The 25001-nt window shown below is 72.7% G+C and carries 25 protein-coding genes; 16 read left to right on the top strand and 9 right to left on the bottom strand.

Annotated features, from left to right (window positions below; translation table 11 throughout):
- Window positions 1–25: 25 nt before the first annotated feature.
- The 5 genes from ACIQUT_RS19405 to ACIQUT_RS19385 all read left to right on the top strand — a co-directional run bounded on the left by ACIQUT_RS19405 (window position 26) and on the right by ACIQUT_RS19385 (window position 4588).
- Window positions 26–226 (top strand): hypothetical protein, encoded by a 201-nt coding sequence (locus ACIQUT_RS19405; RefSeq protein ID WP_403564137.1) that lies wholly within the window; start codon window positions 26–28, stop codon window positions 224–226.
- On the top strand, window positions 223–639 hold the full coding sequence (locus ACIQUT_RS19400) for a type II toxin-antitoxin system death-on-curing family toxin (RefSeq protein WP_403564136.1): 417 nt from the start codon (window positions 223–225) through the stop codon (window positions 637–639). The genes ACIQUT_RS19405 and ACIQUT_RS19400 overlap by 4 nt, the downstream gene beginning before the upstream one ends.
- Window positions 640–756: 117 nt before the next feature.
- The gene (locus ACIQUT_RS19395; RefSeq protein WP_403564135.1) at window positions 757–2544 is read left to right on the top strand and encodes a DEAD/DEAH box helicase; all 1788 of its coding nucleotides are present in this window, start codon (window positions 757–759) and stop codon (window positions 2542–2544) included.
- Between the two features lie 490 nt (window positions 2545–3034).
- The gene (locus tag ACIQUT_RS19390; protein WP_403564134.1) at window positions 3035–3676 is read left to right on the top strand and encodes an IclR family transcriptional regulator; all 642 of its coding nucleotides are present in this window, start codon (window positions 3035–3037) and stop codon (window positions 3674–3676) included.
- A 114-nt stretch (window positions 3677–3790) separates the two neighbouring features.
- Window positions 3791–4588 (top strand): PDZ domain-containing protein, encoded by a 798-nt coding sequence (locus ACIQUT_RS19385; RefSeq protein WP_403564133.1) that lies wholly within the window; start codon window positions 3791–3793, stop codon window positions 4586–4588.
- Here the strand turns inward: ACIQUT_RS19385 and ACIQUT_RS19380 are convergent.
- The 4 genes from ACIQUT_RS19380 to ACIQUT_RS19365 form a co-directional block, all read right to left on the bottom strand.
- Entirely contained in the window at window positions 4518–5810 is a 1293-nt protein-coding gene (locus ACIQUT_RS19380; protein ID WP_403564132.1) for an MFS transporter, read from the bottom strand. The two genes, ACIQUT_RS19385 and ACIQUT_RS19380, sit on opposite strands and share 71 nt — an antisense overlap.
- Entirely contained in the window at window positions 5807–6040 is a 234-nt protein-coding gene (locus ACIQUT_RS19375; protein ID WP_403564131.1) for a hypothetical protein, read from the bottom strand. The genes ACIQUT_RS19380 and ACIQUT_RS19375 overlap by 4 nt, the downstream gene beginning before the upstream one ends.
- Window positions 6041–6185: 145 nt before the next feature.
- Window positions 6186–6806, bottom strand: coding sequence for an ArsR/SmtB family transcription factor (locus ACIQUT_RS19370; RefSeq protein ID WP_403564130.1), 621 nt, complete (start codon window positions 6804–6806; stop codon window positions 6186–6188).
- Between the two features lie 98 nt (window positions 6807–6904).
- Complete coding sequence (locus ACIQUT_RS19365) at window positions 6905–7375, bottom strand: Lrp/AsnC family transcriptional regulator (protein WP_179174011.1); 471 nt, start codon at window positions 7373–7375, stop codon at window positions 6905–6907.
- A 134-nt stretch (window positions 7376–7509) separates the two neighbouring features.
- Between ACIQUT_RS19365 and hppD the strand changes: the two genes are divergently transcribed.
- The gene (hppD, locus tag ACIQUT_RS19360; RefSeq protein ID WP_403564129.1) at window positions 7510–8664 is read left to right on the top strand and encodes a 4-hydroxyphenylpyruvate dioxygenase; all 1155 of its coding nucleotides are present in this window, start codon (window positions 7510–7512) and stop codon (window positions 8662–8664) included.
- Between the two features lie 152 nt (window positions 8665–8816).
- On the opposite strand, the gene ACIQUT_RS19355 is transcribed toward hppD, so the two are convergent.
- Window positions 8817–10514: a tetratricopeptide repeat protein gene (locus tag ACIQUT_RS19355; RefSeq protein ID WP_403564128.1), complete on the bottom strand. Its 1698-nt coding sequence runs from the start codon at window positions 10512–10514 to the stop codon at window positions 8817–8819.
- A gap of 96 nt (window positions 10515–10610) precedes the next feature.
- Between ACIQUT_RS19355 and ACIQUT_RS19350 the strand changes: the two genes are divergently transcribed.
- Window positions 10611–12002, top strand: coding sequence for an FAD-binding oxidoreductase (locus tag ACIQUT_RS19350; RefSeq protein ID WP_403564127.1), 1392 nt, complete (start codon window positions 10611–10613; stop codon window positions 12000–12002).
- 86 nt (window positions 12003–12088) lie between these two features.
- Here ACIQUT_RS19350 and ACIQUT_RS19345 read toward each other — a convergent pair whose 3' ends face one another.
- Entirely contained in the window at window positions 12089–12571 is a 483-nt protein-coding gene (locus ACIQUT_RS19345; RefSeq protein WP_403564126.1) for an SsgA family sporulation/cell division regulator, read from the bottom strand.
- 258 nt (window positions 12572–12829) lie between these two features.
- Here ACIQUT_RS19345 and ACIQUT_RS19340 point away from each other — a divergent pair, with 258 nt between their 5' ends.
- Window positions 12830–14494, top strand: a complete 1665-nt coding sequence (locus ACIQUT_RS19340; RefSeq protein ID WP_403564125.1) for an RDD family protein — start codon at window positions 12830–12832, stop codon at window positions 14492–14494.
- A gap of 88 nt (window positions 14495–14582) precedes the next feature.
- A complete protein-coding gene (locus ACIQUT_RS19335) occupies window positions 14583–15257 on the top strand; it encodes an RDD family protein (protein ID WP_403564124.1) in 675 nt (224 codons plus the stop codon).
- A gap of 27 nt (window positions 15258–15284) precedes the next feature.
- Here ACIQUT_RS19335 and ACIQUT_RS19330 read toward each other — a convergent pair whose 3' ends face one another.
- Window positions 15285–15632 carry a hypothetical protein gene (locus ACIQUT_RS19330; protein ID WP_403564123.1) on the bottom strand — a complete coding sequence of 116 codons (348 nt, stop codon included), beginning with the start codon at window positions 15630–15632 and terminating at the stop codon, window positions 15285–15287.
- Between the two features lie 385 nt (window positions 15633–16017).
- On the opposite strand from ACIQUT_RS19330, the gene ACIQUT_RS19325 reads away from it, so the two are divergent.
- Window positions 16018–18435, top strand: a complete 2418-nt coding sequence (locus ACIQUT_RS19325) for an immune inhibitor A domain-containing protein (RefSeq protein WP_403564122.1) — start codon at window positions 16018–16020, stop codon at window positions 18433–18435.
- A 133-nt stretch (window positions 18436–18568) separates the two neighbouring features.
- Window positions 18569–18886, top strand: coding sequence for a hypothetical protein (locus ACIQUT_RS19320; RefSeq protein ID WP_403564121.1), 318 nt, complete (start codon window positions 18569–18571; stop codon window positions 18884–18886).
- Window positions 18887–18970: 84 nt separating this feature from the next.
- On the opposite strand, the gene ACIQUT_RS19315 is transcribed toward ACIQUT_RS19320, so the two are convergent.
- Together ACIQUT_RS19315 and ACIQUT_RS19310 are read right to left on the bottom strand one after the other, a co-directional pair.
- On the bottom strand, window positions 18971–19576 hold the full coding sequence (locus ACIQUT_RS19315) for an isochorismatase family protein (RefSeq protein WP_403564120.1): 606 nt from the start codon (window positions 19574–19576) through the stop codon (window positions 18971–18973).
- 588 nt (window positions 19577–20164) lie between these two features.
- A complete protein-coding gene (locus tag ACIQUT_RS19310) occupies window positions 20165–21493 on the bottom strand; it encodes a nicotinate phosphoribosyltransferase (RefSeq protein ID WP_403564119.1) in 1329 nt (442 codons plus the stop codon).
- An 80-nt stretch (window positions 21494–21573) separates the two neighbouring features.
- Here ACIQUT_RS19310 and clpS point away from each other — a divergent pair, with 80 nt between their 5' ends.
- The 5 genes from clpS (at window position 21574) to ACIQUT_RS19285 (ending at window position 25001) form a co-directional block, all read left to right on the top strand.
- A complete protein-coding gene (clpS, locus tag ACIQUT_RS19305) occupies window positions 21574–21888 on the top strand; it encodes an ATP-dependent Clp protease adapter ClpS (RefSeq protein ID WP_179175915.1) in 315 nt (104 codons plus the stop codon).
- Window positions 21888–22499: a DUF2017 domain-containing protein gene (locus ACIQUT_RS19300; RefSeq protein ID WP_403564118.1), complete on the top strand. Its 612-nt coding sequence runs from the start codon at window positions 21888–21890 to the stop codon at window positions 22497–22499. The genes clpS and ACIQUT_RS19300 overlap by 1 nt, the downstream gene beginning before the upstream one ends.
- Window positions 22500–22797: 298 nt before the next feature.
- Entirely contained in the window at window positions 22798–24249 is a 1452-nt protein-coding gene (locus ACIQUT_RS19295; protein ID WP_403564117.1) for an amino acid permease, read from the top strand.
- Window positions 24250–24393: 144 nt separating this feature from the next.
- Window positions 24394–24816, top strand: a complete 423-nt coding sequence (locus ACIQUT_RS19290; RefSeq protein WP_403564116.1) for a Mov34/MPN/PAD-1 family protein — start codon at window positions 24394–24396, stop codon at window positions 24814–24816.
- Between the two features lie 77 nt (window positions 24817–24893).
- Window positions 24894–25001, top strand: coding sequence for a putative leader peptide (locus ACIQUT_RS19285; RefSeq protein ID WP_403564115.1), 108 nt, complete (start codon window positions 24894–24896; stop codon window positions 24999–25001).

Here is a 25001-nt window from a genome sequence, read left to right as displayed (position 1 = left end):
GACGCCGCGTCGCTACGCTGCGTGCATGAACGAGCTGATCATCCGGCTCTCCGCCGCCGAGTGCGCGGAGCTCGCCGACCTCGCCGACGCCACCGGCTCCACGCCCGAGGAGCACGCCGCCGCGGCCGTACGGGAGCACCTGCGCCGGGAGCGCGAGCAGGTCGGCGCTGCGGCGGCCCGGCTGGCCCGGCAGCACGCCCCGCTCCTGAAGCGGCTCGGCGCATGACCGCGGCCCACACCACCACCGCCCCCGTGCGGCACCTCACCCTCGCCGAGGTGCTCGACCTGGCCCGGCACGCCTGCCTGGCCCAGGACCAGCCCGTCGAGCTGCGCGCCCCCGGCCTGCTGGAGTCCGCCGTGCACCGGCCGCGGGCCCGCATGCTTGGGGCGTCGGCGTACACGGACCCGTACGAGCAGGCCGCCGCGCTGCTCCACGGCATCGCGACGAACCATCCCCTGGTCGACGGGAACAAGCGCACCGCCTGGCTCGCGGCCGCGACGTTCCTCGCCGTGAACGGCATCGACCCGGCGGCCGCCGACCAGGACGCCGCGTACGGCCTGGTCGTCGACGTGGCGTCCGGGGCAGAGGCCGAGGTGGCGGTGATCGCTTCCCGGCTGCGGGAGTTGCTGCCGGTGTGACACTCGCCGCACCGCCCGAGGTCACAGGCCTGTCCCTCCGCGAGGGGCGGGCCGGCCCCGGTAGGGTGGCCCGGTTGTCTTTCGAACGACCGCCGCCGAGAGCCCGAACCGGAGACCGTGACTACTACCGCCTCCCACCACCTCTCACCCGCCTTCCCCGGCCGTGCGCCGTGGGGTACCGCCAGCAAACTGCGTGCCTGGCAGCAGGGCGCGCTGGACAAGTACATCCAGACCCAGCCGCGTGACTTCCTCGCCGTCGCCACCCCCGGCGCCGGCAAGACCACCTTCGCGCTGACCCTCGCCTCCTGGCTGCTGCACCACCACGTGGTGCAGCAGGTGACCGTGGTCGCGCCGACCGAGCACCTGAAGAAGCAGTGGGCGGAGGCCGCCGCCCGCATAGGCATCCGGCTGGACCCCGAGTATTCGGCGGGCCCGCTGAGCCGCGAGTACCACGGGGTCGCCGTCACCTATGCCGGTGTCGGCGTCCGCCCGATGCTGCACCGCAACCGCTGCGAGCAGCGCAAGACCCTCGTCATCCTCGACGAGATCCACCACGCCGGCGACTCCCGGTCCTGGGGCGACGCCTGCCTGGAGGCCTTCGACCCGGCGACCCGCCGCCTGGCCCTGACCGGCACCCCGTTCCGGTCCGACACCAACCCGATCCCCTTCGTCACGTACGAGGAGGGCAACGACGGGATCCGCCGCTCGTCCGCGGACTACACGTACGGCTACGGCAACGCGCTCGGCGACGGCGTCGTCCGGCCGGTCATCTTCCTCTCCTACAGCGGCAACATGCGCTGGCGCACCAAGGCCGGCGACGAGATCGCCGCCAGGCTCGGCGAGCCGATGACCAAGGACGCGATCAGCCAGGCCTGGCGGACCGCGCTCGACCCGCGCGGCGACTGGATGCCGAACGTGCTGCGCGCCGCCGACCAGCGGCTGACCGAGGTCCGCAAGGGCATCCCGGACGCGGGCGGCCTCGTCATCGCCGCCGACCAGGACTCGGCCCGGGCGTACGCCAAGCTGATCCGCGAGATCACCGGCACCAAGGCCACCGTCGTGCTCTCCGACGACGCGGGCGCCTCGAAGCACATCGACACCTTCAGCGGGAACACCGACCGGTGGATGGTCGCGGTCCGCATGGTGTCGGAGGGCGTCGACGTGCCCCGCCTCGCGGTGGGCGTGTACGCGACGACGATCTCGACGCCGCTGTTCTTCGCGCAGGCCGTCGGCCGTTTCGTGCGTTCGCGCAGGCGCGGCGAGACCGCCTCCGTGTTCCTTCCGACGATCCCGTACCTGCTCGGCTTCGCCAACGAGATGGAGGTCGAGCGCGACCACGTCCTGGACCGGCCGAAGAAGGCGGGCGAGGACGACGACCCGTACGCCCAGTCCGAGAAGGAGATGGAGGAGGCGAACCGGCAGGAGGACGAGGACACCGGCGAGGACGAGCAGATGTCCTTCGAGGCGCTGGAGTCCGACGCCGTCTTCGACCGGGTGCTGTACGACGGCGCCGAGTTCGGCATGCAGGCGCACCCCGGCAGCGAGGAGGAGCAGGACTACCTCGGCATCCCGGGCCTGCTGGAGCCGGACCAGGTGCAGCTGCTGCTGCAGAAGCGGCAGTCGCGGCAGATCGCGCACAGCCGGCGCAAGCCGGACACGGAGGCCGACCTGCTGGAGCTCCCGGCCGAGCGCCGCCCGGTGGTCTCGCACAAGGAACTGCTGGAGCTGCGCCGGTCGCTGAACACGATGGTGGGCGCGTACGTCCACCAGAGCGGCAAGCCGCACGGGGTGATCCACACCGAGCTGCGCCGGGTGTGCGGCGGGCCGCCGAGCGCGGAGGCGACGGCGGGGCAGCTGCAGGAGCGGATCAAGAAGGTCCAGGAGTGGGCCACCCGCATGCGCTGACGGCGACGACGACGTGCAGGCGCGGTGCAGGCACGGTGCAGGCGACGTGCAGGCGCGGTGCAGGTGCGGTGCAGGCGCCGTGTGGGTGACGTGTCGGGGTGATGTGCAGGGCGGGTCCGCGGTGTGGAGCATCGTACGGGCCCGCCCTGCTTCGGAATTGACGGTTCCGCTGGGCGGGGGCGACCGCCGCCGCCCCCGCGCTCCTCGTGTGACGGCACAGGCGTATTGGGGCGCACGGGAGCGCGAAACGGCGCGTTCCGCGCTCATGAAACGGCATAAAAGGCCCGTCCGCGCCCGGATTCTGGACGAGGACTTCCGCTGAGCGGACCTGCTCGCTACTGTCCCCGCATCGAACGCCCCGTGGCAGCGCCGCCGCGGGAGCGCAGCCGGTGCCATGGCCGCTACCGGCGGCCTCTCCGTGCGTGTCGCCGTGGGACCGGCGCCGCTCCACCCCGAGAGTCACCGCCGCTCACCACGAGGGAGAGGCTTCGTGACCGCGGAAACCTCACAGACTCTCGACCGAGGTCTCAGAGTCCTCAAGCTGCTCGCCGACACCGACCACGGTCTGACCGTCACCGAGCTCTCCAACCGTCTCGGCGTCAACCGCACCGTGGTCTACCGCCTGTTGGCCACCCTGGAGCAGCACGCCCTGGTCCGCCGCGACCTCGGCGGCCGGGCCCGCGTCGGGCTCGGCGTCCTGCGGCTGGGCCGGCAGGTGCACCCGCTGGTGCGCGAGGCGGCGCTGCCCGCGCTGCGCGCCCTCGCCGAGGACATAGGAGCCACCGCGCACCTGACGCTCGTCGACGGGACGGAGGCGCTCGCCGTGGCCGTCGTGGAGCCCACCTGGACCGACTACCACGTGGCCTACCGGGCCGGGTTCCGCCACCCGCTGGACCGCGGGGCCGCCGGCCGGGCCATCCTCGCCTCCCGCCAGGGCACCCTGATCGAGCCCGGGTACACGCTGACCCACGGCGAACTCGAAGCCGGTGCCAGCGGCGCCGCCGCCCCGCTCGTCGGGATCAGCGGGCTGGAGGGCAGCGTCGGCGTGGTCATGCTGTCCGACGCCGTGCCCGAGCGGGTCGGGCCGCGGGTCGTGGACGCCGCCCGCGAGGTCGCCGACGCCCTGCGCTGACCCGCGCCGCAGGCCCCGTACGAAGCCTGCCGCAGGCCGCGTACGGTGCCCCGGGCGGCCGCGTCCCGGCTGCCGGGGCGCGGCCGCGGCCGGGCAGCCCGATAGATTGGCCGTGTGCTCTCTCGCCTCTCACGTCTGTCGCGTCCCGCCGCCCTGGCCGTCTGCGCCGTGCCCGTGCTCGGCCTGTTCGCCGTGGCGGCCTTCGCACCGCTGCCCTTCGTGATCGCCCAGCCGGGGCTCACCGCGGATGTGCTCGGCGCCCACGAGGGCAAGCCGGTCATCGTCATCAGCGGCGCCCCGACCCTGCCGACCAAGGGCCAGCTGCGCATGACCACGATCGAGGCCACCGGGCCGTCGACGACCGTGCGCCTGCCGCAGCTCCTCGACGACTGGTTCGACAGCAGCCGCTCGGTCATGCCCAAGGAGGCCGTCTACCCCTCCGGCGGCAGCGACGAGGAGATCGAGAAGCACAACCTGAAGCAGATGGCCGCATCGCAGGAGGACGCCACCCGGGCCGCCCTCGGCTTCCTGAAGAAGGACCCGAAGGACGTCAAGGTCGACCTCAACCTCGCCGACGTCGGCGGCCCCAGCGCCGGCCTGCTGTTCTCCCTCGGCATCGTCGACAAGCTCGACGGCGACGGCAGCGGCGGCGACCTCACCGGCGGCCGCACCGTCGCCGGCACCGGCACCATCACCGAGGACGGCAAGGTCGGCGCGGTCGGCGGGGTGGCCCTGAAGACGCAGGCCGCCCACCGCGACGGGGCGAGCGTGTTCCTCGTCCCGTCGGCGGAGTGCTCGGACGCGGCGTCCGAGCTGCCCGAGGGGCTGCAGCTGATCCCGGTCAGCTCTTTGTCGGACGCGGTGAACGCGCTGCGCGCGCTGAACCGGGGGGAGCCGGCTCCGTCCTGCTGACCGGCTCCCGCTCCATCGACCGCCAGGACGGGAAGACCAGCGGGGAGAGCGTCGTCAGCAGGTAGGTCCCGCCGAACACCAGCAGCGCCGGGACCGCCCCGAAACCGTCGACGAGCAGGCCCGCGGCGAGCCCGCCCAGCGGCATCGTCAGCTCGCAGCCGGCGGTGGTCACGCCCGCGACCCGGCTGCGCAGCGCGTCGGGGACCTTCTCGTAGATCATGGTGGTCAGGATCGGGTTGAGCACGCCCGCGCCCAGTCCGGACAGGGCCATCGTCACCGCGAGCGGCAGGGTGGTGTCGGTGAAGGCGGCGACGACGTAGCGGGGCGCCCCGCAGAGCAGGAAGGCGGCCGCGAACACCGCCCGGCGCGGGAACCGCTCGCCCCACGCCCCGTACAGCAGGGCGCCGAGCAGTGCGAAGCCGCCGAAGAGGGAGACCAGCAGGCCGATCGCGGTGGCCCCGCCGAGGGCGTCGCGGCCGTGGACGGGCAGCAGCACTGCGGACCAGCCCTGGTCCAGGCCGTTGGTCATCATCACCATCACGGTGACGCCCAGCAGCAACCGCGAACCGGCCAGGAAGGCCCAGCCTTCGGCCAGTTCGGCCCGGTAGCGGGCGAACGAGGCCTTCTCCGGGCGCGGCTGCGGCTCGGCCGCCGGGATGCCCCGGAGAAACACGGCGACCAGCAGGGCGGAGGCCGCGAAGCTGGCCGCGTCCACCAGCAGGGCGGCCTCGGCGCCGACCACCGCGATGAGGACGCCGGCCACCGCGGCCCCGATCATCCTGGCCCCGCGGTGGACCGCGTCGTACAGGCTCGCGGCCCGGGCCACGGTGGTGCCGGCGTGCGCGGCGAGGTCGGGCAGCAGGACGTGGCGGGCGGTCAGGCCCGGGGTGTGCACGAGGCCGCTGACGGCCATCAGCGCGCACAGCATCCAGAACTCCAGCAGGCCCGCGTAGTGCAGCAGCGGGATCGCGCCGACGGCGAGCGCACAGACGGCGTCGGAGGCCGCGGAGACCCGGCGCCGGCCGATCCGGTCGATGACCGGGCCGCCGACGAGGGCCGCGACGATGACGGGCAGGGTGGCGCAGAAGGCGACGACCCCGGCCCGGCCGGCGCTGCCGGTGGTCTGGAGCACGAACCACGGGACAGCGATGAGGGTGAGGGCACTGCCCGCCGTGGAGATGGTGTTGGCGGCGAGGACGGCGGCGAAGGGGCGGCGGCTCATCCGGCGGCCCGGACGTGGCCGTGGGCGGGGCCGGGCTGCAGCAGCCGGTTCCCGGCGTGGACCAGGGCCTCGCCCAGCAGGTTGCGCAGGGCGCGGACCGGGGCGGGGGAGGGGGCGGCCTCGCGGGCCAGGTGCTCGGCGGAGGCCTCGGCGGCCAGCTCGGCGGTACGGGCGGCATGGGCCGGCAGGGCGGTCCCGGCCTGTATGTCGGCAGGGGTGAAGGCGTGCATGGCAGGACTCTCCTTCTGCGTGAGGGAGGCGGTGGAAGGCATGGCTGACCGGCGCGCGACCTGCCGTTTACAGGTGCGCGGTGAGCGGTGCGCGGTTCGGGGAGTGCTGCGTGCTGTGCTGTTGTGCGGGGGTGCTCGGTGGCGGCTACGCGCTGCTGCTGCCGCCGCCGTTGCGGCGCGGGAAGGCGTGGACGTGGAAGCGGACCGTCTCGGACGTCTCGTCCTGCGGCGCGTCGCAGTAGCTGTTGATCAGGTCGTGGACCCGGCGGATGAGGTCGAGGCTCTGCTCGGGGGTCAGGCTCAGGCTGAAGTCGCTGATGTCCGAGCCGCGCCGCCACTCCTGGGACCAGGCGTGGGCGTTGCCGAGCCAGGTGTTCAGCTCCTGCGTGTGGATCGTCGCGATCTCGTGCAGGAAGAGGTCGGCCGCGTCGCGGGTGGTGGGGTCCTCGTCGTACATGAGCTGCTCGTCGAAGACCGTGCCGTCGTGCGCGGCCTTCCACCAGCGCTCGCGGCCCTTGCCGTGCCCCGGCGCGTCCTCGACGAACCCGTGCGCGGCGAGCTGGCGCAGGTGGTAGCTGGTGGCGCCGCTGGACTCGCCGAACCGCTCCGCGAGCTGCGACGCGGTGGCCGGGCCGTCCTGGCGCAGGGCGCCCAGCAGGCGGATGCGCAGGGGGTGGGCGAGGCCCCGCAGGGAGCGGGCGTCGAGGGTGCGGTTCTTGCGTTCCGGGGATTCCGGGGATTCCGGGGCTTCCGGCTTCTCGGGCATGCCTCAACCGTAGGCGTGCAAAGAAACCTGTGCAAGGGTTTCTTTGCAACGCCTTCTTTGGAACTCCTGCCTCCGGATCCGGCCGCCGGCTCAGTGGCTCAGCCCTCCTGCGCCGCCTGCTCCACGAGCGGGATGACCCGCAGCGGCACCGGGTTCTCCATCACGATCGCCGTCGAGGCCCGCACGATCCCGTCGAACCCGACGACCCGGTCGATCACCCGCTGCAGATCGGCGTTGGAGCGCGCCACCAGCCGGCACAGCATGTCGCCGTGCCCGGTCGTCGTGTGCAGCTCCAGCACCTCCGGCACCCCGCTCAGGTGCGCCCGTACGTCCGCGCCCTGGCCCTGCTTGATCTCCAGCGTGGCGAACGCGGTCACCGGATACCCGAGCGCGGCCGGGTCCACCTGCGGCCCGAAACCGCGGATCACCCCGTTCGACTGCAGCCGGTCCAGCCGCGCCTGCACGGTGCCGCGGGCCACCCCGAGCCGGCGCGAGGCCTCCAGGACCCCTATCCGCGGTTCGCGGGCGAGCAGGACGATGAGGCGACCGTCGAGTTCGTCGATTCCCATAGCTGTGGCTCCAGGCTGCTCACGGGTGGTCATACTGCACAGATGTTTCAGCAATGCTGCCGCCGTCCTGGGCAGTATGTACAGCAGAACAGGAAACTATTGCGCAGCTTGTGGATCGGCGGGACTCTGCGCTCATGACTGAGTCTTTGACGAACCTCGAAACCATCCCCCACACCGCGCGTGAGGCCGACCCCTTCCCGGTGAAGGGCATGGACGCGGTCGTCTTCGCCGTCGGCAACGCCAAGCAGGCCGCGCACTACTACTCGACCGCGTTCGGCATGAAGCTGGTGGCCTACTCCGGCCCGGAGAACGGCGTCCGCGAGACGGCGAGCTACGTCCTGACCAACGGCTCCGCCCGCTTCGTCATGACCTCGGTCATCAAGGCGAGCACGGACCACGGCCGCTTCCTCGCCGAGCACGTCGCCGCGCACGGCGACGGCGTCATCGACCTCGCCATCGAGGTCCCGGACGTCCGCGCCGCGTACGCGTACGCCGTCGAGCAGGGCGCCCGCGGCCTCGACGAGCCGTACGAGGTGTCCGACGAGCACGGCACGGTCGTCCTCGCCGCCATCGCCACCTACGGCCAGACCCGCCACACCCTGGTCGAGCGCAAGAACTACACCGGCCCCTACCTGCCCGGCTTCGTCGCCGTCGCCCCGATGGTCGAGCCGCCGGCCAAGCGCACCTTCCAGGCCATCGACCACTGCGTCGGCAACGTCGAGCTCGGCCGGATGGACGAGTGGGTCGGCTTCTACAACAAGGTCATGGGCTTCACGAACATGAAGGAGTTCGTGGGCGACGACATCGCGACCGAGTACTCGGCGCTGATGTCGAAGGTCGTCGCGGACGGCACCCTCAAGGTGAAGTTCCCGATCAACGAGCCGGCGATCGCGAAGAAGAAGTCGCAGATCGACGAGTACCTGGAGTTCTACGGCGGCGCCGGCGTCCAGCACATCGCGCTCGCCTCGAACGACATCGTCGCGACCGTCCGCTCGATGCGGGCCGCGGGCGTGCAGTTCCTCGACACCCCGGACTCGTACTACGACACCCTCGGCGAGTGGGTCGGCGAGACCCGCGTGCCGATCGACACCCTGCGCGAGCTGAAGATCCTCGCCGACCGCGACGAGGACGGCTACCTGCTCCAGATCTTCACCAAGCCGGTGCAGGACCGCCCGACCGTCTTCTTCGAGATCATCGAGCGCCACGGCTCGATGGGCTTCGGCAAGGGCAACTTCAAGGCCCTGTTCGAGGCGATCGAGCGCGAGCAGGAGAAGCGCGGCAACCTCTAGGCTCCGCCGGTGGTCCGGTTGTGACACCGCGGGCCGGTGGGGGCTGGTCGCGCGGTTCCCCACACCCCTGCGGGGCGCGGTCCCGACCCGGTTCCGCACACGGCAGGCCCCCCGCCCTCGGGCGGGGGGCCCGTCCCGCATCCGGGGCCGGGTCAGCCCGCCGCCAGGGCGGTCGGCTTCGGCCGCGCGGGCTCGGGGGCCGGCTCGGGCTCGGGCTTCGCCGGCCCGGGCTTGCCGGGCTCCGCGGGCTCCCGGGGCTCCGCGGGCTCCCGGGGTTCCGCGGGCTCGCGGGGCTCCGCAGGTTCCCGCGGTTCCGCAGTCTTGCCCGGCTCCGCCGGCTTGGCGGGCTCCCGCTTCGGCGCCGGCTTCGGTTTCGGCTTCGGCTTCGGCGATGGCGATGGCGACGGCTTCGGCAGCTCCGGCGGCACCCACGGCACGGCCGGCTGCACGTTCTCCGGCCCGCCCGGCGGCGGCTGGCCGATCGCCTCCAGCGCCTGCGCGGCCAGCGGGCCCCGCACCGGCGAGAACCGCGGGTTCGTCCGCACCGCCTCCTGAAGGTGCCGCCGCGCCGACGCGTGGTCGCCCAGCGCCCACTCGATCACCCCGCGGTGGTAGGCGAAGTCCGCGCTCCGCAGCCCCCGGTCCGCCGCCTTCCGCGCGTACTCCAGCGCCGCCGCGTCATCGCCCAGCCGGTGCAGCGCCCACCCCAGCGCATCGGCCACCTGCACGTTCTTGTGCCGCGCCCACTCCTCCGTCAGCCGCCGCACCGCCGCCCCCGGATCCCCGTGGTCCGCCTCGAACAGGCCCAGCACCACCGACTCGTTCACCCCGCCCCGCCCGTGCGCGGCCGCCGCCCGCAGCAGGTCGAGCGGCGCCTTCGCCTCGTCCCCCCGCCCCAGAGACTCCAGCAGCTCGCCCAGCTCCAGCGCCAGCCCCGGCGACTGCGCCCGCCCCAGCGCCAGCCGGTAGTCCCGTACCGCCTCCCCGCCCCGCCCCAGCCCCGCCAGCGCCCGCGCCCGGCCGCCCAGGGCCTCCGCCTGCGCCGGGTCCGCCCGCAGCGCCCCCTCGTACTGGCGCAGCGCCTCCCCGGACTCGCCCCGCTCCCACAGCAGCTCCCCGCGCCGGTACAGCACGTACGCCTTCTCCGCCGGGGACTTCGCCGCGGCCGCCGCGTGCTCCAGCGCCACCGCGGCGTCCTCGCGCCAGCCGCGGTCCCGGTACACCTGCGAGGTCTTCAGGTACGCCGTCAGCCCGGGCCGGACCCGGGCCAGCCGCTCCACCGCCTTCTCGGCCGCCGGATAGTCCCCCAGCCCGGAGTACGCGTCCACCAGCACCGGGTACGCCGTCCACTGCCGCGGCGCCTGCGCCCGTACGAGCTCGCCCCACTTCCGCCCGGTCCCGTAGTCCCCGCGGGCGTTGGCGAGCGCGCCCATCCCCGTCATCGCGTCGAGGTTGCCCTTCTCCGCCGGGCGGAGCTCCAGCGACCGCTTCAGCGCCTTCTCCGCCTTCGGGTACCAGACCGGGTCCGCGCGGCGCCGCGCCTGCTCCAGGTACGCCGACCCCAGCACCGCCCACGCCGCCTCGTCCCGCGGATGGGCCGCCACCCACTTCTCCCGGTCCGCGATCAGCGCCGACAGGTCCACCACCGACGCCGGCGCCCCCATCCCGACCGCCGTCGCGGCCCGCTCCGTCGGCCCCGGGGGCCGGGCGTCGTCGCCCGCGCGGGCCGGCCGGATCACCAGCGCCCCGGCGATCAGGACCACCGCGACCGCGGCCGCCACGAGCGTCTTGCGGCCGGTGAACGTCACGGGCGGCGCAGCGTCCTGCGCTTCCTTGTCGATACGGTCCATGCGATCACTGTGCGTCAATATGAATGGGCCGCAGCAGTGTCCGAAGCCCGCCGCGGCCGTGTTCACACCGATGGCCCCCGGTGCCACGCTGGGCCCATGGAACTCAAGGACGACGAGCTCACCGCACGGCTGCGCACGCGCCTCCTCGAAGGGCTCCCCGCCGAGGCCCTCCTCACCGACCCCCAGGTGACCGCCTCCTACGCCACCGACATGGCGAACTTCTGCCCCGCCGGCAGCCCCGCGGCCGTGGTCCTGCCCCGCACCGTGGAGCAGGTCCGGCACGTGCTGCGCACCGCCCACGCCCTACGGGTCCCCGTCGTCCCGCAGGGCGCCCGCACCGGACTGTCCGGCGCGGCCAACGCCACGGACGGCTGCATCCTGCTCTCCCTCGTCAGGATGGACCGCATCCTGGAGATCAACACCGTCGACCGGACCGCCGTCGTCGAACCGGGCGTCGTCAACGCCGTGCTCTCGCGGGCCGTCGCCGAACAGGGCCTGTACTACCCGCCCGACCCCTCCAGCTGGGAGCAGTGCACCATCGGCGGCAACATCGGCACCGGCTCCGGCGGCCTGTGCTGCGTCAAGTACGGGGTCACCGCCGAGTACGTGCTCGGCCTCGACGTGGTCCTCGCCGACGGCCGACTCCTGCGCACCGGCCGGCGCACCGCCAAGGGCGTCGCCGGATACGACCTCACCCGGCTCTTCGTCGGCTCCGAGGGCAGCCTCGGCGTCGTCGTCCAGGCCGTCCTCGCCCTGCGCCCGGCCCCGCCCCGGCAGCTCGCGCTGGCCGCCGAGTTCCCGTCCGCCGCGGCCGCCTGCGCCGCCGTCTGCGCCGTCATGGAGGCCGGGCTGACGCCTTCGCTGCTGGAGCTGATGGACCGTACCACCGTGCGCGCCGTCAACGCGCTCGGGAGGATGGGGCTGCCCGAGACCACCGAGGCCCTGCTGCTCGCCGCGTTCGACACCCCGCACGCGCCCGACGACCTCGCGGCCGTCGCCGCCCTGTGCACGGCCGCCGGCGCCACCGCCGTCGTGCCCGCCGACGATGAGGCGGAGTCGGAACTTCTGCTCAAGGCCCGCCGGATGGCGCTGACCGCCCTGGACACCCTGCGCCCGGCCACGATGATCGACGACGTTTGCGTACCGCGCTCGCGCCTCGCCGAGATGATCGACGGGACCGCCCGCATCGCCCGGACCCACGGCCTCGTCGTCGGGGTCTGCGCCCACGCCGGCGACGGCAACACCCACCCCGTCGTCTGCTTCGACCCCGCGGACGAGGAAGAGACGCGGCGGGCGCGCGCCTCCTTCGACGAGATCATGGCCCTCGGGCTGAGCCTGGGCGGGACCATCACCGGGGAGCACGGGGTCGGCGTCCTGAAGAAGGAATGGCTCGCCCGCGAACTCGGACCGGTGGGGCTGGAGGTGCAGCGGGCGGTCAAGCACGCCTTCGACCCGCTGGGCCTGCTCAACCCCGGCAAGCTCTTCTGACCGCTTCCCCCGACCCGGCCCGCGGCGGTGCGGTCCGCGGCCGCCCCGATCGTCCCGGCCGCCCCGGCCGTCCCGCCCGTCCCGCATCACAGGTCACCGTCCGCAGCCTCGTCCGACGGCCACGCATCGCGCATCCACAGGTCGTCGGCCGGGGTCGGGGCGAGCAGCTCGGCCAGCGCGGCGTCCAGGCCCAGCAGCTCGGCCTCGGTGCCGGGCGGGACCACCCGCAGCGTGCGCTCCAGCCACGCCGACACCGAGCCGGCCGGGGCCTGGAGCAGGGCGTCGCCGTCGGGCGAGGTGAGCGCCAGGCAGATCACCGCCCGGTCCTCCGGCTTGGCCGGCCAGATCCGGACGTCCCCGTGCCCGCACGGGCGGAACACCCCCTCGACCAGCAACTCGCGGGCGAAAGTCCAGTTGACCGGGGTGCTGGAACCGGTGTGGAAGGTGATGTGGACGGCGTACGGGTCGTCCGCGAGGTAGACCAGCCGCGCGGGGACCGGGACGCTGCGCTCGGGGGACAGGACGAGCCTGACTTCCAGCTCGCGTTCGACGACGGGGTGCTGCTGCATGGCGGCCTCGCTTCGGTTCGGTGCGCGGGGCCGGGTTGTCGCCCCACACCCGCAGAGAGCGCCGGTGCGCCCGGGTATGACGCGACTTCGCGCACCGGATCGCACTATGGCGTGAATCTTTTGATGGCCGAAAACAACCCTACGGAGGGATGTTCGCCCGAAGGCTTGGATTCTCCCGTTACCGGACCTCCCGGGGGGCGGTTCTTGGCTATGGTCCTCCCTTGCACAAGCCTCAAACCCACGATCGGAGTTGGGGACATGACGGCCTCCCCTGGTGACGGCGAGCACGCCCGCGAGGGCTACTACCCCGATCCGTCCATCCCCGGCTACGTCCGGTACTGGAACGGCCGGTCCTGGGTGCCGGGCACGAGCCGGCCCGCCACCCCGGCCGACCGGGCACCCGTCCCCGTCGACCGGCCCGGCCCGGCGCTCCCGGACGAGACCTCCGTGACCGAGGCACTGCCCGAACCCGAGCCGGAACCCGTCCCCGAGCCGTTGCCGGCAGCGGCGCCGTCGCCGCCGTCGGCCCGCGCCGACGCCTGGCAGGCCGATCCGCTGCGCCAGTCGGGCTTCGGCGGGCCGCACGACCACCGGGTGTCCTGGGGCGGCGGCAGCGACCCCGCCGGCCGGCCCGAGCCGGAACCCGACGCGGGGCACGCCCCCACCCGGCCCGCGGGCGCCGCCCCGGGCCGCGGCCCGCACCCCGAGCCGGAGCCGCCGGCCCGCGGAGCCGGGGCCGGTGCGCGGGGCGCGGGCAGCGGCCCGGACGGCAGCCCCGGCAGCCGCCTGGACGCCCTCTCGGAGCGCCGCCCCGACGGGCGCCCCGACGGGCGGCCGGAGCGCGGGCCGGGAGTCTCCTTCGCCCGCACCCCGGCCGCAGCCGCCGCAGCCGCCGAGCGGCACCCCGCCCAGGGCGTGGGCATCCTGTCGGCCCCCTCCCCGGCCGCCGATGCCGCGCCGTCGGCCCCGGCCACGGCGTGGCCCACCGTCCCCGGGAGCGGCGCCGACTCCGGGATGACCTCCTCGTGGCCCGCGGCGACGGAGCGGCGCGCCCCCGCCGCCCCCCGCCCGGAGTCGCTGCCCGGCGCCCGGCCGTTCCCGGCGGCGGCCGCCCCCCGCGGGGCCGCCGCGTTCCCCGCGGCTCCCGAGGCCCCCGCCCCGCCCGCGCCCCCCGCCTCGCCCGTACCCCCCGTGTCCGCCGTGGCCCCCGCTTCGACCGCGTCCCCGTCCCCGGTGCCCCCGCCCGTCCGGGGCTACCCCGCCGCGGAGGCGCCCGCCCCCGCACCCGCCCCCGCTCCGGCGCGGGCGCAGGCGTCCCGGGCCGTCCACGAGGCCCCCGCCCCGCACGGTGCTCCCGGGCCCCGGCAGGCCCCCGCCCCGGCGGCCCCCGCAGCCCCCGCCCCGGCCCCGGCGCGCACCACCGGCCGGGCCGTCTTCGAGGAGATGGCGGAGCGGGCCGTACGCCCCGCCGGGCCGGCGCGCCGGATCGCGGCCCGCGCCCTGGACACCCTGGTGTTCGGCGCGGTCGCCGCGGCCACCGCCCGGCCCCTCGTCCCCGCGGCCACCGCCCACCTCCAGTCCAAGGTGGACGCGGCCCGCGGCAGCGGCAGGGCCACCACCGTCTGGCTGCTCGACGCGACCATCGCCGGGTACGCGGGCGTGGTCCTGGGCGCCCTCGTGGTCTTCGGACTGCTCTACGAGGTGCTGCCGACCGCCCGTTGGGGCCGGACCGCAGGCAAGAAGCTCCTCGGCGTCCGCGTCCTGTCCACGGCGACGTACCGCCCGCCCGGCTTCGGCGCAGCCCTGTCCCGCTGGCTGGTCGGTGCGTTCCTCGGGCCCGTGGGCGGGCTGTGGTGCCTCGCGGACGGGCCGCGCCGCCGGGGCCCGCACGACAGGGCGGCCGGGACGTACGTGGCCCGCTGACCACCCCTCAGGAGGCATGCCGGGGCGGCCTCCCCCGAACGGACTCCGCCGCGTTGCAGCGTCCGCGGGGCCGGGTTCGACTCGGGGCATGAGCACCGACCAGCCGCCGCCGGAGCAGCCGCCCGAGGACGATCCCTTCCGCAAGAGACCCGAGGGCCCGCCGCCCCCGTCGAACGGAACACCCCCGGGCGGCCCGTACGGCGGCGGGCCCGGCGGCAGCGGCTATCCGCCCCCGCCGCCCCCGTACGGCGGTGGCGACCCCTTCGGCTCGGGCTCCGGCTCCGGCATGCCCGACCCGCTCGCGGGCATGCCGCCGCTCGCCGATTTCGGCAGGCGGCTCGGCGCGCGGATCATCGACGTGATCATTGTCGCGGTGCCGCTGTTCTTCATCTTCGGGCTGGCCGTCGACATCGACTGGTACCGGGCCGAGGGCGACGAGGCCTCCCGCAACGCGCTGACCGCGGGCCTGATCGCCATCGCCGCTTTCGTTCTCTACGACTGGTGGTTCCATCAGAAGAGCGGTCAGACGTTGGGCAAGAAGATGCTGGGCCTGCGCGTCGCGATGCTCAACGACGGAAGCGTCCCGGCGGCGGGCCCCGCCCTGACCCGCGCCGCCATGATCTGGGTGCCCGGGCTGATCTGCTGCTGGCTCAGCCTCTTCTTCTGGTCGATCGCGCTGGTCATCTCCATGCTGGTCGACAAGCCCTACAGGCAGGGCCTGCACGACAAGATCGCCAAAACGGTGGTGGTCAGGACGGCCTGACCGCTCTCTCCGGTGCCCCGGCCGGCCTCAGTGGTGGACGGGTTGTTCGGCAGCGGCCGCCCGGGGTTCGGGCACCCGGGCGGTCGCCGCCGTGTCCTGGCCGGTGCCCTCGGGCGCCGGAAGGGGTGTGACTTCGGTGACAGTGGCGGCCTCCGGCCGGCCGCCGGCGGCGGATCCGGCGCAGGCCGCGTGCCGGCCCCGGCCGCGCGGGGCGGCGGCGGTGAGCGCGACGAGCAGGCCGAGGGCGAGGGCGGCGGTGGTGATGACCGCGACACCCGCTCCGGAGCCGGTCTGCGAGAGCAGGAGCATGGCGATCGTCGAGGCGACGACGGCGGCGGACCCGTAGAGGAACTGGGCGGCAGTCGGGCGCGGCATGGCGGGTTCCGTCCTCAAGGCGGGCGTGGGGGAGTCTGCTCAACGGGGTCGCGCGTCAAGCGACTCCATGTTCAGGGCATGCCCGGACGGAACGGGCCGTAAGCGTGACCTGACCCACGGTGCCCGGTGCACGGGGGGCGCACGGGGTCACGCCCCGTCCCACATCGTGGGACGGGCGCGCCCTTCGTCCCGTATGGCCGCGTAACGTCCGGATAGCGGAACTCCCCGACCGCATAGTGCAGTTGTAAGGAAGAAGTCAAGGTCTGTCTTTTCTTTAGACTCTCCGGTCAAATGTCGTCACTTGAGACGCGCGCCGCGCGGAACCCCCCACTCCTTCGGAGACGTTCCGACCTGTGTCGCGGCCGCGGGAGGGGAACGACATCAAGTGACCAGCAATTCCTACCGCCGGCGTGCGCTGCGCACGGCGGCCATCGGCGTGACCCTGGCCGCCACCGCGGCCTCCGGCGCCTTCTTCGCCACCACCGCCCAGGCCGACAACGGCCCGTGGGGCGCTCCCGCGGGTGCTCCGGCCGTGGACAAGCAGGACCCGACCGCTCCTGCCAAGGAGAAGGTCAAGCACGACCTCGAAGGTCCGTTCAGCAAGCAGCAGGCGCAGGCGCGCGAGGCTGCCCTTGACCAGGTGCTGGCGGGCAAGAAGGGCGTGGAGCAGCGGGGCGCCTCCAAGGTCGTCAAGCTCGACGACAAGAAGTACGTCGAGCTCGGCCGCGAGAAGACCGACAAGATCTTCACGATCCTCGTCGAGTTCGGCGACCAGGTCGACAACCAGACCATGTTCGACCCGGACGGCCCGGAGGGCCCGAAGCCCCCGGTCGTGAAGTTCGGCGGCACCCCCGGCCCGCTGCGCAACCAGATCGCGCAGCCGGACCGCGCCAACAACAACAGCACCGCCTGGCGCAAGGACTTCAGCCGCGAGTACTTCCAGGACCTGTACTTCGGCAAGGGCAACTCGCTGAAGACCTACTACGAGAAGACCTCCTCGGGCCGCTACTCGGTCGAGGGCGAGGTCTCCGACTGGGTCAAGATCCCGTACAACGAGGCCCGTTACGGCTCGAACTTCTGCGGCCAGAGCAACTGCTCCAACGTGTGGGACACCGTCAAGGACGGCGTCACCGCGTGGGTCGAGGCCCAGAAGAAGGCCGGCAAGACCGACGCGCAGATCAAGGCGCAGCTGGCCCAGTACGACCAGTGGGACCGCTACGACTTCGACGGCGACGGCAACTTCAACGAGCCCGACGGCTACATCGACCACTTCCAGATCGTCCACGCGGGCGAGGACGAGTCGGCCGGCGGCGGTGTCCAGGGCAAGGACGCGCTGTGGGCGCACCGCTGGTACGCCTACGGCACCAACGCGGGCAAGACCGGCCCGGAGAACAACAAGGCCGGCGGCACCCAGATCGGCGACACGGGCATCTGGGTCGGCGACTACACGATGCAGCCGGAGAACGGCGGCCTCGGCGTCTTCGCCCACGAGTACGGCCACGACCTCGGCCTGCCGGACCTGTACGACACCTCCGGCGGCGGCGAGAACGGCGTCGGCTTCTGGTCCCTGATGTCCGCCGGCTCCTGGCTCGGCGAGGGCAAGGACTCCATAGGCGACCTCCCGGGCGACATGACCGCCTGGGACAAGCTCCAGCTGGGCTGGCTGAACTACGACACGGCCAAGGCCGCGACGAAGTCCACCCACAAGCTCGGTGTGGCGGAGTACAACACCAAGGACAAGCAGGCGCTGGTCGTCGAGCTGCCGAAGAAGAAGGTCAAGACCGACATCACCACCCCCTCCGAGGGCTCCTCGCAGTGGTGGAGCGGCATGGGTGACGACCTCAAGAACACCCTGACCCGCTCGGTCGACCTGACCGGCAAGAAGTCCGCCGCCCTGTCCCTCAAGGGCTGGTGGGACATCGAGAAGGACTACGACTACCTCTACACCGAGGTGTCCACCGACGGCGGCGCCACCTGGACCGCCCTCGCGGGCACGGCCAACGGCAAGGCCCTCCCGGTCGACGCCGCGGGCGCCCCGGCCCTGACCGACGTCTCCGGCGGCTGGCAGGACCTGAACTTCCCGCTGGACGCCTACGCCGGCAAGAAGTTCGACCTCCGCTTCCGCTACCAGACGGACGGCGGCGCGGGCGGCAAGGGCTTCACGGCCGACGCCGTCACCCTGACCGCCGACGGCTCCGCGCTGTTCACCGACGGCGCCGAGAGCGGCGACAACGGCTGGACCGGCAAGGGCTTCTCCCGCATCGGCGCCGGCTTCACCAAGGAGTACGAGCAGTACTACATCGCGGAGAACCGCCGCTACGTGTCGTACGACTCCACCCTCAAGGTGGGCCCGTACAACTTCGGCTGGGCCAACACCCGCCCGGGCTGGGTCGAGCACTACCCGTACCAGGACGGCCTGCTGATCTGGCTGTGGGACAAGTCCCAGAAGGACAACAACACCAGCCAGCACCCGGGCCAGGGCCTGATCCTGCCGGTCGACGCCAACGCCAAGCCGATGAAGTGGGCGGACGGCACCCTGCTGCGCAACAAGATCCAGCCGTACGACGCCACCTTCAGCGCGTACTCGACGGACGCGTTCACCCTGCACAACAAGGGCGAGTCGCTGTTCCTGAAGCCGAAGCCCGCGAACCTCGTCTTCGACGACCACAAGGGCAAGTACTACTACGACGAGAACCCGACCGGCTCGGTGAAGGTCACTGACACCAACACCAAGATCAAGATCGCGAAGGAGACCTACGACGGTCTCCAGATGACGGTCGAGGTCGGCCCGTCCACCAAGTAATTCGGTAAAACCGCTGGTCACAGCATGATCGGCCGTCGCCCTCTAGCGGGCGGCGGCCGATCGCGTTTAGATGCGGAAGCGACCAGTGTTGACCAGCACTGTTGACATCCGGCTGACGGGGGAGACGCACAGCATGCCTGCAGGAGGTTTCACCAGGCTCCCGAACGGGAGCGTCGTCGTCGCACTGACCCTGCCCAGGCCGGCGGGGAGCAGCGACAGCGGGACAGGGCCCGTACGGGTCCTGGTCCACGCGGCGAACCGGGCCCGCGCCCTGACCAGGCTGCGGAACCTCGGGCTGCGCGCCGTGTACCTGCGCGGCAACACCGAGCCACCCACCCCGGACGAGGTCACGGCCGTCCTGCACCACCCGGACGGCCTGCTGTGGCGGGCCGTCCCGGACGAGGCGGGCGAGCTCTGGCACCCGATACGGGCCCTGCTGCGCGGCGCCTGAGCGGCGGCCGGCGCGGTGGCCGCCGACGCCGGTGGCCGCCGACGCCGGTGGCCCGAGTGGCGCCAGGGCGGCCTGCACGCCCCCTCAGGCGGTCCGGACGACCGGGGTGCCGACCAGACCGACCCCGGCCGCCCGGAGCTCCTCCAGGGCCCGCTCCGTGGTGTGCGGGGCCACCCCCGCGGTGAGGTCGAGCAGGACACGGGTGCGCAGGCCCGCGCGGACGGCGTCCAGGGCCGTGGCCCGGACGCAGTGGTCGGTGGCGATGCCGACGACGTCGACCTCGGTGACGTGCCGCTCGCGCAGCCAGTCGGCGAGCGCGGTGCCGTTCTCGTCGGCGCCCTCGAAGCCGCTGTACGCCGCCTCGTACGCGCCCTTGTCGAACACGGCGGCGACCGCCCCGGAGGCGACGGCGGGCGCGAAGTTCGGGTGGAACCCGACACCCTCGGTGCCGGCCACGCAGTGGGCCGGCCAGGACGTCTCGTAGTCGGGGCCGACCGGGGGCTGCGCGAAGTGGGGGCCCGGGTCGATGTGGTGGTCGCGGGTGGCGACGACATGGCGGTAGCCGGCCGCCGTGGACTGCCCGATGAGCTCGGTGACGGCGGCGGCGACGTCGGCCCCGCCGGCGACCGCGAGGCTGCCGCCTTCGCAGAAGTCGTTCTGGACGTCGACGACGATCAGTGCGCGGTGCATGTCGCATGCCTTTCGGCTTGGCTTGGCTTGGCTGGTGGGTGTGGTGCGTTGTGCGGCGGCCTCTGCGTGGTGGGCTCTTCCCCCACCCCGCCCCTTCCCGAAACCGTGGGCTCCGCCCCCGGCCCCCGCCGCCTCAAACGCCGGCGAGGCTGGATTGTCGGGGCTCCGTCTCCGGCCTCCTGCGCCTCAAGCGCCGGCGGGGCTGAGGATGCGGAGCTCCGCCCCGGACCCCGCGCCTCAAACGTCGGCGAGGCTGGAATTGCCGTGCAGCGGCGCAATCCAGCCCGCGCGGCGTTTGAGCGCACCGGGCGCGCAGCGCCCGGAATCCCAGCCTCGCCGGCGCTTGAGGTGCAGGGTCCGGGGCGGAGCTCTGCATCCTCAGCCCCGCCGGCGTTTGAGGCGGCGGGGGTCCGGGGGCGGGGCCCCGGTTTCGGGAAGGGGCGGGGTGGGGAGAGGCTCCGCGCAGCGGCAGGCGGCCCAGGCGGCCCTGCCGCTGCGAGGTCCCCGCGGTGAGGGCGAGGCCCCGCGCGGTGGGGCGTGGGTGCCCGCGCGGAGGCCCCGGGTGGGGGCGGGCCCGCGGGCCGGCGGTCAGGCGTACTCGGTCGGGATCACGGCATCGCCCCGCGACAGCTGCGTCGCGGAGATCGGCAGCCCGGCGCGGGCCGCACGGTGTCGGTCGCGGGCGGCCTCCAGCGGCTCGCGGGCGACCACCTCGCCGCCCTTGACCAGCTGGACCAGCAGCTGCCGGCCGGCGAGGGCCGCGGGGACCGGGCCGGTCCCGACCACTTCGGCTTCCGCGACGCCGTCCGCGTCGGGGCGGCGGGCGGCCCATTTGCGGCCGCCGATGGAGGTTTTGCCGCCGGTGGCCTTCTTCGCCACCGGCACGAGCGGCGCCTTGGGGTCGGCGGATTCGGCCCGGGCGACGAGCTTGTAGACCATGGAGCAGGTCGGGTGCCCGCTGCCGGTGACGAGCTGGGTGCCGACGCCGTATGCGTCGACGGGGGCGGCGGCGAGCGAGGCGATCGCGTACTCGTCGAGGTCGGAGGTGACCACGATCCGGGTCCCGGTGGCGCCCAGCTCGTCCAGTTGGTGGCGCACCCGGTGTGCGACCAGCAGCAGGTCGCCGGAGTCGATCCGGACGGCTCCCAGCTCGGGGCCGGCGATGTCGACGGCGGCCCGGACGGCCTCTGCCACGTCGTACGTGTCGACCAGCAGGGTGGTGCCGCGGCCCAGGGAGGCCACCTGGGCGGTGAACGCGTCCCGCTCGCTGTCGTGCAGCAGGGTGAAGGCGTGTGCGCTGGTGCCGACGGTGGGGATGCCGTACCGGAATCCGGCCGCCAGGTCCGAGGTGGAGGCGAAGCCGCCGACGTATGCGGCCCGGGAGGCGGCCACGGCGGCCAGTTCGTGGGTGCGGCGCGCCCCCATCTCGATCAGTGGCCGGTCGCCGGCGGCCGAGGCCATCCGGGAGGCGGCGGCCGCGATCGCCGAGTCGTGGTTGAGGATCGACAGGATGACGGTCTCCAGCAGCACGCACTCGGCGAAGCTGCCTTCGACCCGCAGGATCGGCGAGCCGGGGAAGTACACCTCGCCCTCCGGGTAGCCCCAGATGTCACCCGAGAAGCGGTAGGAGGAGAGCCAGTCCAGGGTCCGCATGTCGACGACGGCCCGCTCGCGCAGGAATTCCAGCACGGCGGTGTCGAAGCGGAAGTTCTCCACCGCGTCGAGGACGCGGCCGGTGCCGCCCACCACTCCGTAGCGCCGCCCTTCGGGCAGCCGGCGGGTGAACACCTCGAAGACCGAGCGGCGGTCGGCGGTGCCGTTCGCCAGGGCGGCCTGCAGCATCGTGAGCTCGTAATGGTCCGTGAAGAGCGCTGTCGACGGCACGTCCACCGGCAGGCCCAGGTCCGCAGGGTTCATGTCAGGGATGCTAGCGCACATTTCGTCAGAGTGACGAAATGTGGGTCCCGTTTGTGCGACGGGCCCGTCACAGTGGCAGCATGGGACGGGTGAGTGTTGCTCCCATTGAGATCGAACGCACCGAATCGGCCGAAGAGGCATCCGCGGTCCCCGAACCCGACGTCCCCTGGGTGACTCTGGTGCACAACGACCCGGTCAACCTCATGAGCTACGTGACGTACGTGTTCCAGGCGTACTTCGGCTACTCGAAGGACAAGGCGCACAAGTTGATGCTCGACGTCCACCACAAGGGGCGGGCCGTCGTGTCCAGCGGCACCCGCGAGGAAATGGAGCGCGACGTGCAGGCCATGCACGGCTACGGCCTGTGGGCGACCCTCTCCCAGGACCGGATGTGATGGGGCGGACCACCGGAATGTTCGAAGCCCGCAGGGGCGGCGGAGCCGCCATCGCGCTGGACGAGATCGAGATCTCCATCCTGCGCTCCCTCGCCGTCCAGCTGCTGGAGCTCATCGGCCCCGGCGCACCCGAGCCGGAGGCCGACGCCGACCCGCTGGCCGCCCTCTTCGCCGAGGGTCCCACCGAGCCCCCCTCCGACCCGGCGCTCGCCCGCCTCTTCCCCGACGCCTACGGCCCCGGCCCCGGCTCCCCGCAGGAGGGCGCGGACCCGGAGGAGCTCGCGGCCCACTCGGCCGAGTTCCGCCGGTTCACCGAGAACGACCTGCGCACCCGCAAGCGCCAGGACGCACTGGCCGTCGTCCGCAGCCTGGACGGGCTCACCCCGGGCGACGAGGGGGCGGCGGTGCTGGAGCTCACCGGCGAGCTGCCGCTGCGCTGGCTCGGCGCCCTCAACGACCTGCGGCTGACGATCGCGGCCCGGCTGGACATCACCGAGGACGACGAGAGCGCCGCCCTCTACCGGCTGCCGGACGACGATCCGCGCAAGCCGATGGTGATGGCGTACCTCTGGCTCGGCGGCCTCCAGGAGACACTGATCGAGACGCTCTGAAGATCCTCAGTACATGCTCAAATCGGGATAACGATCAGATCACCGCCATGCCGTGATCTGATCGTTTTCTTGTCTCTTGTCCTGTTTTTATCGGGCACAGTGCCACTTTTACTCCCTTCGGCCGTCCTCGAACCGTGATAGATCTTCACGACTGCCGAAGGGGCGCCACCCATGTCCCCGCCGGCCTGCTTGAACCGGCTGACCGCCGGCGTGCAACTCCATCCGTATCCGGGGGGATCGAGGACCCGATCCGCAGCCAGCAAGGCGCGGGTCGGCATGGAGAAAGGCGCACCAGAACATGACCTCAGCGCAGGTCGAGCAGCACCACACGGCACCCGGCGAGGGAACCGGGGCCGATGGCGGGGAGGGGTACCACCGCACACTCGGCGCCCGCCAGATCCAGATGATCGCGATCGGCGGAGCCATCGGAACCGGCCTCTTCCTGGGCGCCGGCAAGGCGATCTCGAAGGCCGGACCGAGCCTCATCCTGGCCTACGCCATCGCGGGCCTGGCCATCTTCTTCATCATGCGCGCCCTGGGCGAGCTGCTGATGTACCGCCCGGTCTCGGGCTCCTTCTCGGACTACGCCCGCGAGTTCCTCGGCCCGTTCTGGGGATACGCGACCGGCTGGACCTACTGGCTCTTCTGGGTGGTCACCGGTATCACCGAGGTCACCGCGGCGGCCAAATACATGTCGTACTGGACCCACGACAGCTTCCCGCAGTGGGCGTACGCACTGATCTTCACCGTCATCCTCTACGCCGCCAACCTGATCTCCGTGAAGCTCTTCGGCGAGCTGGAGTTCTGGTTCTCCATGGTCAAGGTCACCGCCATCGTCGGCATGATCCTGATCTGCGCCGGCATCCTCACCATCGGCTTCTCCGACGCCGCCGCAGGCGCCTCGTTCTCCAACCTGTGGAACGACCGCGGCTTCTTCCCGAACGGCATCGGCGAGACGCTGATGACGCTCCAGATCGTCGTGTTCGCCTTCCTCGCGGTCGAGCTGGTCGGCGTCACCGCCGGCGAGTCCAAGGACCCCGAGAAGACCCTGCCCAAGGCCATCAACACCGTGCCGTGGCGCATCGCCGTCTTCTACGTCGGCGCCCTCATCATGATCATGTCGGTCATCCCGTGGTCCAACTTCAAGGCGGGCGAGAGCCCGTTCGTGCTGGCCTTCGAGAAGATGGGCCTCGGCATCGGCGCCGCGATCGTCAACTTCGTCGTCCTGACCGCCGCCCTGTCCTCCTGCAACTCCGGCATGTACTCCACCGGCCGCATGCTGCGCGACCTCGCGCTCAACGGCCAGGGCCCGAAGTTCTTCACCAAGCTGACGAAGAACGGCACCCCGCTGGCCGGCACCACCTTCTCCGCCGCCCTGATGCTCGTCGGCGTCTGGATCAACTACGTCGCCCCCGGCAAGGCCTTCGACTACGTCGTCTCCTTCGCCACCATCTCCGGCATGTGGGCCTGGATCATCATCCTCGTCTGCCAGATCCGCTACCGGGCCAAGGTGCGGCGCGGCGAACTGCCCGCCTCCCCGTTCCCGACGCCCGGCGCGCCCTGGACCAGCGGCCTCTCCCTCGCCTTCATCGGCGTGGTCATCGTGATGATGGGCGTCGACGCCGACGCGCGCGTCTCGCTGTACTGCGCCCCGCTCTGGGCGCTGGTCCTCGGCGTCTCCTACCTCGTGCTCAAGCGCCGCAACCCGGCCGGAGCCGCCTTCAACAAGGTCGGCAAGACCAGCGCCTGACCGGCATCTGACCGGCATCTGACCGGCGCCTGACCGGCGCCTGACCGGCGCCCGGACCGCGGCCCACGGGCCGTGTGTCCAGCATGCGGGCCCCCGCGTACCACACCTCGGTACGCGGGGGCCCGTCTGCTTATCCTGTCGCTCATGCTGACCCTCACCCAGGCCCTGTACGACCGGATCGTCGCGCACGCCCGCGCGGACCACCCCGACGAGGCGTGCGGCGTCGTGGCCGGCCCGGCGGGCACCGGCCGCCCCGAGCGGTTCATCCCCATGCTGAACGCGGCCCGCTCGCCCACGTTCTACGAGTTCGACTCCAAGGACCTGCTGAAGCTGTACCGCGACATGGACGACCGCGACGAGGAACCCGTGATCGTCTACCACTCGCACACCGCCACCGAGGCCTACCCCTCGCGCACCGACCTCACCTACGCCAACGAGCCCGGCGCGCACTACGTCCTCGTCTCCACGGCGGACACCGACGGGCTCGGGGAGTTCCAGTTCCGCTCGTACCGCATCGTCGACGGCGTCGTCACCGAGGAAGAGGTCGAGGTCGTCGAGGCCTACTGACCAGGATGTGAGCCGGATACGTCCACGATGCGGGATCACACTCCAAACGCCGGACCGGGAATCGTTAACATGACCGCATGGTTCCTTCCGACGTGAGCATCGAGACGCCCGGCAGACTGCTGCTCGTGGCGCGGCTGCACGTCGACCTGTGCCGCCTCGCCAGCAGCATCTGTCCTGCCGCCTGA

Source organism: Streptomyces sp. NPDC090445 (assembly GCF_044769385.1).
In the GTDB taxonomy this organism is placed as follows: Bacteria; Actinomycetota; Actinomycetes; order Streptomycetales; family Streptomycetaceae; genus Streptomyces.
This window is presented reverse-complemented; position numbering and strand designations above follow the sequence as displayed.